This window comes from Burkholderia sp. ABCPW 11 (assembly GCF_001523445.1).
Lineage (GTDB): Bacteria > Pseudomonadota > Gammaproteobacteria > Burkholderiales > Burkholderiaceae > Burkholderia.
Genome location: NZ_LOVM01000008.1, coordinates 348,302 through 359,850 on the forward strand (window position 1 = coordinate 348,302; position 11,549 = coordinate 359,850).

Consider the following 11,549-nt stretch of genomic DNA (forward strand, 5'->3'; position numbering starts at 1 on the left):
AGTACTTTCCGCAACTGGCCCGCGATTGACCTTTTGGCCGGCTATACGCGCCGTCAGCGATGTATCACGATCAACAAGGCCCGTGCTTCGGTCTTGCCGGGATTGCGGATCGCATGCGGCTCGTCGGCCGGGTAGCGCGCGGTGTCGCCCGCCTTCAGGCGCCGGCTGGCCGCGGCGGCTTCGATTTCCATCGCGCCCTGCAGCACGGTGAGGTGCTCGCGCGTGCGGGGTTCGTGCGCGTTCGATACCAGTGCGCCGCCGCCCGGCAGCGTCAGCTCGTACCACTCGAACTTGCCGGCGAGATCGATCGGGCCCCATACGCGCAACTGGTACCGGCCGTCGTGGCCCGCAAGCGTCGGAATGTCGTGCGGGCCGTCCACGCGGATCGTCTCGGGCGCCTTCGGCTGCGAGAACAGTTCGTCGAGCGTGATGCCGAGCGCGTTCGTCAGCCGCCACGCGACGGCGATCGTCGGGTTGGCCTTGTCGCGTTCGATCTCGGAGAGCATCGATTTCGATACGCCGGCCGCGCGCGACAGGTCGTCGAGCGTCAGCTTGCGTTCGTTGCGCAGGCGCTGGATTTGCTCGCCCACGCGCGGCGGGGTCGCGGCCGGCGGCTGCGGGGCGGCGTCGGCACGCGTGCGCCGCGATCCGGAGGAACTTGCCATTTGAATTCCGTTCGCTTAGAGTTGTTCGATATTTCGAATTCTAGTTCGGAATATCGGATAAATGCGGTCAACCGAACGACCGACTATAACAGTAGCAGGCCGCAGCGCCGCCACGAGCCGTGCGCTGCGGAATGCGAATCCCTGTCAGGAGCTTTGCGATGCGTGATGCCTTTCTCGCCCAGGTGCGCGGGACGCTCGACCAGATCCGCGCGGACGGTTTTTACAAGACCGAGCGCGAGATCGCGAGTCCCCAGGCGGCAGCCGTGCGGCTCGCCGGCGGCGCCGGCGTGCTCAATTTCTGCGCGAACAACTATCTGGGCCTGGCGAATGATCCGCGCCTGATCGACGCGGCGAAAGCCGGCCTCGACCAGGACGGCTTCGGCATGGCATCGGTGCGCTTCATCTGCGGCACGCAAACCGTTCACAAGCAACTGGAAAGCGCGCTGGCCGCGTTTCTCGGCACCGAGGACAGCATCCTCTATTCGAGCTGCTTCGACGCGAACGGCGGGCTGTTCGAGACGCTGCTCGACGAGAACGACGCTGTGATCAGCGACGAGCTGAATCACGCGAGCATCATCGACGGCATTCGCCTGTGCAAGGCGAAGCGTCTGCGCTACAAGAACAACGATCTTTCCGACCTCGAGGCGAAGCTCAAGGAAGCCGACGCCGCGGGCGCGCGCCACAAGCTGATCGCGACCGACGGCGTGTTCTCGATGGACGGCATCATCGCCGACCTCAAAGGCATCTGCGATCTCGCCGATCGTTACGGCGCGCTCGTGATGGTCGACGATTCGCATGCGGTCGGCTTCATCGGCACGCACGGCCGCGGCACGCCCGAACACTGCGGCGTCGAAGGCCGTGTCGACATCATCACCGGCACGCTCGGCAAGGCGCTCGGCGGCGCCTCGGGCGGCTATGTCGCCGCGCGTCGCGAGGTGATCGAGCTGCTGCGCCAGCGCTCGCGCCCATATCTGTTCTCGAACACGCTCACGCCGAGCATCGCCGCGGCGTCGCTGAAGGTGCTGGAACTGCTCGGCAGCGACGAGGGCGCGAAGCTGCGCGAGCGCGTGCGCGAGAACGGCGCGCGGTTCCGCAAGCAGATGACCGAAGCCGGCTTCACGCTCGTGCCCGGCGCGCATCCGATCATCCCGGTGATGCTCGGCGACGCGCAGCTCGCGACGAACATGGCCGACAAGCTGCTCGGCGAGGGCGTCTACGTGATCGGCTTCTCGTTCCCCGTCGTGCCGCGCGGCCGGGCGCGCATCCGCACGCAGATGAGCGCCGCGCATACGCCCGAACAGATCGACCAGGCGGTTGCCGCGTTCGTGCGCGTCGGCAAGTCGCTCGGCATCGTCTGACGGAGGCGCGACCATGAAAGCACTGGCAAAGCTCGAACGCGGCCCCGGCCTCACGCTCACGCGCGTGAAGCGCCCCGAAGTCGGCCACAACGACGTGCTGATCAAGATCCGTCGCACGGCGATCTGCGGCACCGACATCCATATCTGGAAGTGGGACGACTGGGCGCAGAAGACGATTCCGGTGCCGATGCATGTCGGCCACGAATACGTCGGCGAGATCGTCGAGATGGGGCAGGAAGTGCGCGGTTTCGCGATCGGCGATCGCGTGTCCGGCGAAGGCCACATCACCTGCGGTTTTTGCCGCAACTGTCGCGCCGGGCGCAGGCATCTGTGCCGCAACACGGTCGGCGTCGGCGTGAACCGCGAAGGCGCGTTCGCCGAATACCTGGCGATTCCGGCGTTCAACGCGTTCAAGATTCCGCCCGAGATCTCCGACGATCTCGCGTCGATCTTCGATCCGTTCGGCAACGCGACGCATACGGCGCTGTCGTTCAATCTCGTCGGCGAAGACGTGCTGATCACCGGCGCGGGCCCGATCGGCATCATGGCCGTCGCGATCGCGAAGCACGTCGGCGCGCGCAACGTCGTCATCACCGACATCAACGACTATCGGCTGGCGCTCGCGCGCAAGATGGGCGCGACGCGCGCGGTCAACGTCGCGCGCGAGTCGCTGCGCGACGTGATGGCCGACCTGCACATGACCGAAGGCTTCGACGTCGGTCTCGAGATGTCCGGCGTGCCGAGCGCGTTCACGAGCCTGCTCGAGGCGATGAACCACGGCGGCAAGGTGGCGCTGCTCGGCATCCCGCCCGCGCAGACGGCGATCGACTGGAATCAGGTGATCTTCAAGGGGCTCGAGATCAAGGGCATCTACGGTCGCGAAATGTTCGAGACCTGGTACAAGATGGTCGCGATGCTGCAAAGCGGCCTCGACCTGTCGCCGATCATCACGCATCGCTTCGCGGCCGACGATTACGAGCAAGGCTTCGCCGCGATGCTGTCCGGCGAAAGCGGCAAGGTGATTCTCGACTGGACGGTCTGAGTCGCGTGTCGAGACGGGGCAGCGCGGCGCGTTCGCCGCCTGCCCCGTGTTCGTTCGTACGCGCACCGTCGAACCTCGGAAGCGCGATTCGACGCTTGAGGTGAGAATATTCGGGAGCCGTGTCTGCGCGCCGAATCGCCACGCGATCCCACGTCGGTGACGTGCAATTGCATGTTCGCTTCACCCGTCGATACACGCGTCGCTGCTTTCCGTCACGCCATTCGGCGCCCGTTTCTCCCCTTCCACACCCTCCCCCGCTTTACTTGGCGTGCGAGCGCTCGCACGCCACCGTGTGCGATATCGTGCCGATCCGGCACATCAACAGTGAGTCGCATGCAGCGTCGCGACTCACTAATGCACGATGCCATCCACATCGATCGTCCTCGATCGGTGCGTAGGCCGCTACCTGATCCGTTCACCCTTCGATCCGCTCGTGTCGGGCCGAAGGCTCGACATGACGCGCCGGCGCGTCGGGCACGATTCGCCCCTCCCACCAGCAGGGACTTTTCATCCGGGTATTGACGGCGGAGAACGATCGTTCTACCGTAAACCCATGAACACATCTCTCGATTCCGCCGGCGAACCCGGCGTTCGCGACCGGCTGCTCGACGCGGCCGAAGCGCTGATCTATTCAGGCGGCATCCATGCGACCGGTGTCGATGCGATCGTCAAGCGATCCGGTGCGGCACGAAAGAGCTTTTATTCGCATTTCGAATCGAAAGAGGCGCTGGTGGTCGCCGCGCTCGAACGTCGCGACGAGCGCTGGATGCACTGGTTCGTCGACGCGACGCTGGCGCGCGGCAAGACGCCGCGCGCGCAACTGCTCGGCATGTTCGACGTGCTGCGCGACTGGTTCGGGCAGCCCGACTTTCACGGCTGCGCGTTCCTGAATGCATCGGGCGAGATACCCGACGCCGACGATCCCGTGCGCGTCGTGGCCCGCATGCACAAGGCACGCCTGCTGGCGTTCGTGCGCGAGCGCTTCGACGCCCATGCCGACGAAACCGGCATCGAGCGCCGCGGGCTCGCACGCCTCGCGCGACAGTGGCTCGTGTTGATCGACGGCGCGATCGGCGTGGCGCTCGTCAGTGGCGATGCAAACGCCGCGCGCGATGCGCGCGCGACCGCTGAACTGCTGCTCGATACCGTATCGCGGTAGCCGACGCAGCGCATCCGAACCGGCTGTGTGCATTCGCAGCCCGAACCCTGAACAGGAGCAACCCATGTCCGCCTCCCCCGAAGTTCGTCCGCCCGTTCCGCCTTTCACGCTCGAAACGGCGCGCCAGAAGGTGCGCGCCGCCGAGGACGCGTGGAACACGCGCGACCCGCAACGCGTGTCGCTCGCCTATACGCCGCAAAGCCGCTGGCGCAATCGCGCGGAGTTCGTGACGGGCCGCGACGAGATCGTCGGGCTGCTGCAGCGAAAGTGGACGCGCGAACTCGACTACCGGCTGATCAAGGAGCTATGGGCGTTCGGCGGCAACCGCATCGCGGTGCGCTTTGCGTACGAGTGGCATGACGACGCGGGCAACTGGTTCCGTTCGTACGGCAACGAGAACTGGGAGTTCGATGAAAACGGCCTGATGGCGCATCGTCACGCGAGCATCAATGATCTGCCGATTCGCGAGGCGGACCGTCTTTATCACTGGCCGCTCGGCCGTCGTCCGGACGATCATCCGGGGTTGTCCGACCTCGGGCTGTGATGCTCGTACACGTTCAACGGATCGGCGAACGCATCGGCCGGGTTCAATGGTGAGGAAATTCGGGAGCCGCCCGCTGAAGGTGAGATTTTTCGGGACGAGGTGAAATGTCGCGTCGAGCTGTGTGCATTGAACAGATCGACGCGACATCGCATGAGTAAAGCGAGGCATGCGTCGAAGTGCTGCGGTGTGCTTCCCTGCGCGATGCATCTCACCGATCGCGCCGAAGCGATCGTGCATCGACGATCGGTGTGTGCGAGCGCGACGTGCAACTCACCGATCGGATCGTCTTTCGACTTTTCAAGGAAAACCGCACGAGCCGTGCGCGTTGCGATGTGTCGTTGCTCATCGCTCGACTTCACCGCCGACGCAACGGTGGAGTCCGCACAAGTGCGTAACCGCATCGCGTGTCGCTCACCGCAGACGGCTGCTTGAGCGCAGCGCAGCCCGGCGCGAACGCCGGGCACAACCCTCACTCAACCCGCAATCCGCGCGGCGATCGCCTCGCCCACTTCCTGCGTGCCGGCGTTGCCGCCGAGATCGCGCGTACGCGGCCCCGTGCGCAGCACGTCCTCGATCGCGGCGACGATCGCATCGTGCGCGTCGCGTTCGCGGCCCGTGCCGTTACCGAGGAAGTCGAGCATCATCGCGGCCGACCAGATCATCGCGATCGGATTTGCGATGTACTGCCCCGCGATGTCGGGCGCCGAACCGTGCACGGGTTCGAACAGCGACGGGAACGTACGGTCGGGGTTCAGGTTCGCCGACGGCGCGATGCCGATCGTGCCCGTACAGGCCGGCCCGAGATCCGACAGGATGTCGCCGAACAGGTTCGACGCGACGACGACGTCGAAGCGGTCCGGCTGCAGGACGAACCGCGCGCACAGGATGTCGATGTGTTGCTTGTCGACCGCGATCTCCGGATAGCGTTCGGCCATCTCGGCCGCGCGCGCATCCCACCACGGCATGCTGATCGCGATGCCGTTGCTTTTCGTCGCGACGGTGACGCGCTTCGCGCGCCGCTGCGCGAGCTCGAACGCGAATTTCAGCACGCGCTCGGTGCCGTGCCGCGTGAAGATCGACTGCTGCATCACGACTTCGCGCTCGGTGCCTTCGAACATCGTGCCGCCGACCGACGAATATTCGCCCTCGGTGTTCTCGCGCACGATCATGAAATCGATGTCGCCCGCGCGGCGGCCGGCGAGCGGCGACGGTACGCCGTCGAACAGGCGCGCGGGCCGCAGGTTGATGTACTGGTCGAATTCGCGGCGGAATTTCAGCAGCGAGCCCCACAGCGAAATATGATCGGGCACCGTCGCCGGCCAGCCGACCGCGCCGAACAGGATCGCGTCCATGCCCGACAGTTGCGCTTTCCAGTCGTCCGGCATCATCGTGCCGCGCTGCGCGTAGTAGTCGCAGCTCGCCCAGTCGATCTCGACGAAGTCGAAACGCACGCCGAAGCGCGCGGTCACGGCGTCGAGCACGCGCACGCCCTCGGGCATCACTTCGCGGCCGATGCCGTCGCCGGGGATCACGGCAATCCTGTAAGTCCTGTCGGTCATGCAAATCTCCTTGGCTGTTCGGCCGGCTGCCGGGAAGGCAGCGGCCCGTCACGTCATTCTATTTATTTCCATATGGATTAAAATCGCGCAAAAGTTAATCGACTTTCCACGAATCGTGAATAAATCGCCGAACCTCGACGACCTGCGCGTGTTCAGCGTGGTCGTCCGCCTCGCGAGCTTCAGCGCGGCCGCCGAACAGCTCGCGGTGTCGCCCGCGTACGTCAGCAAGCGCGTCGCGATGCTCGAGGCGCAGCTCGGCACGCGCCTGCTGCATCGGTCGACACGCCGCATGACGGTCACCGAAGCCGGCGAACGCGTGCTCGCGCGCGCCGAAAAGATTCTCGACGACGTCGATCATCTCGTCGAGGACGTGTCGACCACGCGCACGGTGCCGCGCGGCACGCTGCGCATGTCGAGCAGCTTCGGCTTCGGCCGGCACGTCGTCGCGCCGGCGCTGCTCGACTTCAGCGCGCGTTATCCGCAACTGAACGTGCGGCTCGATCTGTTCGACCGGCTCGTCGATGTTGCCGGCGAGGGCTACGACCTCGACGTGCGCATCGGCGACGAAATCGCCGATCATCTGATCGCGCGCCGCCTTGCCGCGAACCATCGCGTGCTGTGCGCGTCGCCCGACTATCTCGCCCGCCGCGGGACGCCGCGCTCGCTCGCGGATCTGGCCTCGCACGACTGTCTCGCGATCAAGGAGCGCGATCATCCGTTCGGCGTATGGCGACTGAACGTGCGCGGCGAAACGGCTACGGTGAAGGTCGGCGGCGCGCTGTCGACGAACCATGGCGAGGTGGCCGTGCAATGGGCGCTGGCCGGGCGCGGCATCGTGCTGCGCTCGATCTGGGAGGCCGGGCCGCTGATCGAGGGCGGCGCGTTGTGTCGCGTACTGCCCGATGCGATCCAGCCCGCGAACATCTGGGCCGTGTATCCGGAACGCGTCGCGGCGTCGGCGAAGGTGCGCGTGTGCGTGGATTTTCTGGTGGAGGCATTGGCCGGCCTGGATGCCGCCGCGGGTGACGATACTGCCTGAAACCGGCTAAAGGTGAGCTTTTACGGGGGCGTGCGCAGGCACCGTCGACGATGCCTGCGGGCGCGTCACGCCGCGTGTCGCGCGCCGAGCATCAAGTCGAGATTCTGCACGGCGGCGCCGGATGCCCCTTTGCCGAGATTGTCGAACACGGCGGACAGCAGCACCTGGGTGCCGTCTGCGTTGACGAACACGCCGAGCCGCAGATCATTGGTGCCGTTCAACGCTTGCGGATCGAGATGCGTTGCCGCGCGTGCGTCCGCGAGCGGCATCACGTCGACGTGACGCGCATCCGCGTAGTGATGCGCGAGACAGGCATGCAACCGCTCGCCCGTCACCCCGGCCGGAAGCAGGCGCAGCTCGATCGGGATGGTGAGCACGATGCCTTGCCGATAGGCACCGTAGGCCGGCACGAAGAACGGGCGGTGTGCGAGCCCCGCGTGTTGCCGGATCTCCGGCACGTGCTTGTGCTCGAGTGCGAGGCCGTAGATCTGCAGCGGCAACGCGCGTGCGGCGGCGTCGCCCGATTCGAATGCATCGACGGCGGCCCTCCCGCCGCCCGAGTAACCGGACACCGCATGGATGCTCACCGGGTAGTCGCGCGGCAGCAGCCCGGCTTGCAGCAGCGGGCGAAGCAGGCCGATCGCGCCCGTCGGATAGCAGCCCGGATTGGTCACGCGCTTGGCCTGCGCAATGTGTCGCGCCTGTCCGTCGGCCATCTCGGGAAAGCCGTAGACCCATTCAGGCTGCGTGCGATGCGCTGAACTGGCGTCGATCACGCGTACCGCCGGATTCCGGATGAAGCCGACCGCTTCGCGCGCGGCCGCGTCGGGCAGGCACAGGATGGCGATATCGCACGCGTTGAGTGCGTCGGCGCGCCGCGCGGGGTCCTTGCGTTCGGCGGCGGGAAGCGTGAGCAGCCGCACGTCGCTGCGGTCGCGCAGACGCGCGTGAATCTGCAACCCGGTCGTGCCCTGGTCGCCGTCGATGAAGACAGTGGGGAAGCTCATGATGGTCGTGTTCGTCGCGTTCGGTCGTCGGGGGAAGCCGTATCGTCCACCGAAAGCCTAGAATAGGAAAAGTTGAATTTGCTGACCGTCCGATTCAGCTTTCCTGAACGAGAGGTGTGTGATGCGCGAAATCAGTCTGGACCGCCTGCGTACGCTGGTCGCGATCGCGGACCAGGGCTCCTTCGTGGCGGCGGCGCAATGGCTTCATCTTGCTCCGCCGACCGTCAGCCTGCATGTTGCCGAGCTCGAAAGCCGTGTCGGCGCGCCGCTGCTGTCGCGCACCCGCGGCAACGTGCGCCCCTCCGTGATCGGCGAAGTGCTGGTGGAGCGGGCGCGGCGTCTGCTGGCAGAAGTCGAATCCACGCTGGACGACGTGCAGCGACAGGTGCAGGGGTTGACCGGGCGCGTACGCCTCGGCGCATCGACCGGGGCGATCGCGCATCTGTTGCCGCAGGCAGTGGCCGGATTGCGTGCGAAGCATCCGGATATCGATGTGCAGATCGCGGTGCTCACGTCGCACGACACGCTGTCGCGCATTGCACAAGGCACGCTCGATGTCGGGTTGGTCGCGCTGCCGCAAGCGCCGGTCGCGGGGCTGACGATCCGCCCATGGCGCCGCGATCCGGTGATGGCTTTCCTGCCCGCGGACTGGCCGCTTCCGGCCCGGGTGACGCCGTCGTATCTGGCCGCGCGGCCGCTGATTCTCAACGATGCGACGACGCGCCTGTCGCGGCTCACGACCGAATGGTTCGCGCTCGGCGGCCACCGGCCCGAGCCGCGGATCGCGCTCAACTACAACGATGCGATCAAGAGCCTGGTCGCCGCAGGTTACGGCGCGACGCTGCTGCCGCACGAGGCGGGCGCCCCGTTGCCGGATGCGCGCATCGTCATGCGGCCGTTACGCCCGGCGTTGTGGCGCGAGCTGGGGATTGCCCATCGAGCCGGCCCGGTCGAACGGGCCACGCAGCACGTGCTCGATGCGCTGCGGGCGCTCGGCGCGCGATAGCGGGCCGAGCGCGGCCGGGCCGTGCGGCCCGAACGCGCGTTCAGAGCCGGTTGTCCTTCGCGAGCATCAGCACGCGCGCCCAGCGCCGCGCATCGCGCTTGTCCATCATCGGCAGCTTCCATTCGCCGCGCACGGCGTCGCGCACGCGCACGACGAGATGCCAGCGGCCGTCGATCGGTGCGGCCTCGCAACCGTCGAGCTGCGACAGCGTATAGCGGCCGTCCGCGCCGTCATGCGACAGCCACAGCAGCCCTTGCGTCGCGGACACGCGCAACTCGCCCCACGCGCGATGCACGATATGCGTCCAGCCTTGTTCCTTCGTGTTCGGTGCGATGTCGCGACGGCGCTTGAGCCACCACGCGATCAGTGCGATCAGGAGCGCGGCGGCCAGCACGGCGGCCGCGATCGCGACCGGCTGGCCGAACTGCGCGGCGATGACGTGGAACAGGTGAACGGCGCCCCATCCCAGGGCGATGAGCGCGAATAGCGCAATGAAAATCGGCATGTCGAATCGGAAAGGAGGACGGGCCGGCGCATGCGGCGCGCCGGCCCGTTGCACGCGGCATTACCGGCGGCGGTGAATGTCGTGCGTGACGAAGCCCGCGTCGTTGACGGGCAGCGCGAGGCCGTCCTTCACCGCGAGCGTCTTGCGGATGTCGTCGAGACCGGCAGACCAGTGGTCGCGCATCGTCGACAGACCGAACTGATAGTCCTTGTAGTGATGCTCGTACGCTTTCTGCTGATAGATCAGATGCTGGATGTTGTACTTCTTCCCGCTCGACATCTCTTCGGCCTCGACGCACCACGGGTCGTTCTTGCGCTGCTCTTCCGGCACCTGGTCGAGCACGTGACGCAGCACGTTGCGGTAGCGCTGTTCGCGCTGCAGCGTATCGGTGACGAAACGCGTGCGGCTCGAATACTGCACGTCCTTCGTGCGCTCGGCGACGTCGGCCATCGTGCGCGGCAGCGGCCCGCGGGCGCTCCACAGGTCGACCTGGAACGCGAGCGTGTCGCGACGCGGCCGGGCACGGAGCACTTCCATCAGCGGCGTGTTCGACACGACGCCGCCGTCCCAGTAGTACTCGCCGTCGATCTCGACGGGCGGGAATGCGGGCGGCAACGCACCGGACGCCATGAAATGCTCGGGCGCGAGACGGATGCGCGAGTTGTCGAAGTACACGAAGTTGCCGGTGCCGACGTTGACGGCGCCGACCGACACGCGCGTCTCGCCCGAATTGATCCGGTCGAAGTCGCACAGTTTCAGCAGCGTCGTGCGCAGCGCCGACGTGTCGTACCAGCTGATTTTTTCCGGATGATCGGACACCCCGGGCAGCGGCGGCGGAAAGCGCGGCACGAAAAAGCCCTGCTGGCCCTGCATCATCGCGCTGGCGGCCTGCGACGCGGTGAAGAACGTGCGGACCTGATCGATGCTGTTGAACAGCGCGAATTCGAACGCGGCCGGAATCGCCGGAAAGAACGCCGGCTGGCAGATCGTTTCCCAGAATTCGCGCAGGCGCTCGACGCGATGCTCGGGCGCGTTGCCGGCGATCAGCGCGGTGTTGAGCGCGCCGATCGAGATGCCGGCGATCCAGTCGAGCGGAATGCCTGCTTCGTGCAGCCCTTCGAATACGCCGGCCTGATACGCGCCGAGCGCGCCGCCGCCTTGCAGGACGAGCGCGATCGTTTCGTACGGCAGCGACCGCGCAGCGGCCGGCGCACCGGCTTCGTGGTGCAGGTCCGCCGCATCGACGGCCTGCTTTTCTGTACGCGCGTGCGGTTTCATCAGTTGCTCCGAGAAATCCCGCCGTGGACGGCGGTGAGGGATGGCGTGGCGTCGGTCGACGACGGCACGCCATCGCAAGAATAGCGGCGGCGCGGAAACTCGCCTGCCGCCGGGGAAACGCCGGCGTTACTGCATGAACCAGCCGTGGCTGACGATGAACGACTGGCCCGTGAGCGCCGCGCTCGGGAATGCCGACAGGAACAGCACCGTCTGCGCGACGTCCTGCACCGTCGTGAACACCCCGTCGACCGTGTTGCCGAGCATCACCTTCTTGATCACTTCCTCTTCACTGATGCCGAGCTCCTTCGCTTGCTCCGGAATCTGCTTGTCGACCAGCGGCGTGCGCACGAAGCCCGGACACACGACGTGCGAGCGCACGTTGTGCTT

At 66.5% G+C, this 11,549-nt stretch carries 12 protein-coding genes; 6 read left to right on the forward strand and 6 right to left on the reverse strand.

The features are described 5' to 3' along the window. Positions 1 to 53: 53 nt before the first annotated feature. Positions 54 to 665 carry a helix-turn-helix domain-containing protein gene (locus WS61_RS05605; RefSeq protein ID WP_059499610.1) on the reverse strand — a complete coding sequence of 204 codons (612 nt, stop codon included), beginning with the start codon at positions 663 to 665 and terminating at the stop codon, positions 54 to 56. 158 nt (positions 666 to 823) lie between these two features. On the opposite strand from WS61_RS05605, the gene WS61_RS05610 reads away from it, so the two are divergent. The 4 genes from WS61_RS05610 (at position 824) to WS61_RS05625 (ending at position 4,768) form a co-directional block, all read left to right on the forward strand. Then, on the forward strand, positions 824 to 2,023 hold the full coding sequence (locus tag WS61_RS05610; protein WP_059499611.1) for a glycine C-acetyltransferase: 1,200 nt from the start codon (positions 824 to 826) through the stop codon (positions 2,021 to 2,023). Positions 2,024 to 2,036: 13 nt separating this feature from the next. Next, entirely contained in the window at positions 2,037 to 3,065 is a 1,029-nt protein-coding gene (gene tdh / locus WS61_RS05615) for an L-threonine 3-dehydrogenase (protein ID WP_059499612.1), read from the forward strand. A 553-nt stretch (positions 3,066 to 3,618) separates the two neighbouring features. Beyond that, complete coding sequence (locus tag WS61_RS05620) at positions 3,619 to 4,224, forward strand: TetR/AcrR family transcriptional regulator (protein ID WP_059499613.1); 606 nt, start codon at positions 3,619 to 3,621, stop codon at positions 4,222 to 4,224. 64 nt (positions 4,225 to 4,288) lie between these two features. Next, positions 4,289 to 4,768, forward strand: a complete 480-nt coding sequence (locus tag WS61_RS05625) for a nuclear transport factor 2 family protein (protein ID WP_027781811.1) — start codon at positions 4,289 to 4,291, stop codon at positions 4,766 to 4,768. A gap of 473 nt (positions 4,769 to 5,241) precedes the next feature. Here the strand turns inward: WS61_RS05625 and WS61_RS05630 are convergent, their stop codons facing one another. Next, positions 5,242 to 6,327 carry a tartrate dehydrogenase gene (locus WS61_RS05630; RefSeq protein WP_059499614.1) on the reverse strand — a complete coding sequence of 362 codons (1,086 nt, stop codon included), beginning with the start codon at positions 6,325 to 6,327 and terminating at the stop codon, positions 5,242 to 5,244. Between the two features lie 115 nt (positions 6,328 to 6,442). On the opposite strand from WS61_RS05630, the gene WS61_RS05635 reads away from it, so the two are divergent. Then, positions 6,443 to 7,366: a LysR substrate-binding domain-containing protein gene (locus tag WS61_RS05635; protein ID WP_059499615.1), complete on the forward strand. Its 924-nt coding sequence runs from the start codon at positions 6,443 to 6,445 to the stop codon at positions 7,364 to 7,366. Positions 7,367 to 7,431: 65 nt separating this feature from the next. On the opposite strand, the gene argC is transcribed toward WS61_RS05635, so the two are convergent. Further along, complete coding sequence (argC, locus tag WS61_RS05640) at positions 7,432 to 8,373, reverse strand: N-acetyl-gamma-glutamyl-phosphate reductase (RefSeq protein WP_059499616.1); 942 nt, start codon at positions 8,371 to 8,373, stop codon at positions 7,432 to 7,434. A 121-nt stretch (positions 8,374 to 8,494) separates the two neighbouring features. Here argC and WS61_RS05645 point away from each other — a divergent pair, with 121 nt between their 5' ends. Next, positions 8,495 to 9,379: a LysR family transcriptional regulator gene (locus tag WS61_RS05645; RefSeq protein ID WP_059499617.1), complete on the forward strand. Its 885-nt coding sequence runs from the start codon at positions 8,495 to 8,497 to the stop codon at positions 9,377 to 9,379. Between the two features lie 40 nt (positions 9,380 to 9,419). Here the strand turns inward: WS61_RS05645 and WS61_RS05650 are convergent, their stop codons facing one another. From WS61_RS05650 to WS61_RS05660, 3 genes are all read right to left on the reverse strand, one after another. Next, complete coding sequence (locus WS61_RS05650) at positions 9,420 to 9,884, reverse strand: hypothetical protein (RefSeq protein WP_059499618.1); 465 nt, start codon at positions 9,882 to 9,884, stop codon at positions 9,420 to 9,422. Between the two features lie 60 nt (positions 9,885 to 9,944). Beyond that, complete coding sequence (locus WS61_RS05655) at positions 9,945 to 11,162, reverse strand: patatin-like phospholipase family protein (RefSeq protein WP_059499619.1); 1,218 nt, start codon at positions 11,160 to 11,162, stop codon at positions 9,945 to 9,947. Positions 11,163 to 11,288: 126 nt separating this feature from the next. Continuing rightward, positions 11,289 to 11,549: SDR family oxidoreductase (locus tag WS61_RS05660; RefSeq protein ID WP_157692679.1), on the reverse strand; the 261-nt coding region annotated here is incomplete at its 5' end.

Excerpts from the sequence above, each read along its gene's own strand:
- WS61_RS05605 (WP_059499610.1), bottom strand. The coding sequence starts at position 665 with ATGGCAAGTTCCTCCGGATCGCGGCGCACGCGTGCCGACGCCGCCCCG.
- WS61_RS05610 (WP_059499611.1), top strand. The coding sequence starts at position 824 with ATGCGTGATGCCTTTCTCGCCCAGGTGCGCGGGACGCTCGACCAGATC.
- tdh (WP_059499612.1), top strand. The coding sequence starts at position 2,037 with ATGAAAGCACTGGCAAAGCTCGAACGCGGCCCCGGCCTCACGCTCACG.
- WS61_RS05620 (WP_059499613.1), top strand. The coding sequence starts at position 3,619 with ATGAACACATCTCTCGATTCCGCCGGCGAACCCGGCGTTCGCGACCGG.
- WS61_RS05625 (WP_027781811.1), top strand. The coding sequence starts at position 4,289 with ATGTCCGCCTCCCCCGAAGTTCGTCCGCCCGTTCCGCCTTTCACGCTC.
- WS61_RS05630 (WP_059499614.1), bottom strand. The coding sequence starts at position 6,327 with ATGACCGACAGGACTTACAGGATTGCCGTGATCCCCGGCGACGGCATC.
- argC (WP_059499616.1), bottom strand. The coding sequence starts at position 8,373 with ATGAGCTTCCCCACTGTCTTCATCGACGGCGACCAGGGCACGACCGGG.
- WS61_RS05645 (WP_059499617.1), top strand. The coding sequence starts at position 8,495 with ATGCGCGAAATCAGTCTGGACCGCCTGCGTACGCTGGTCGCGATCGCG.
- WS61_RS05650 (WP_059499618.1), bottom strand. The coding sequence starts at position 9,884 with ATGCCGATTTTCATTGCGCTATTCGCGCTCATCGCCCTGGGATGGGGC.
- WS61_RS05655 (WP_059499619.1), bottom strand. The coding sequence starts at position 11,162 with ATGAAACCGCACGCGCGTACAGAAAAGCAGGCCGTCGATGCGGCGGAC.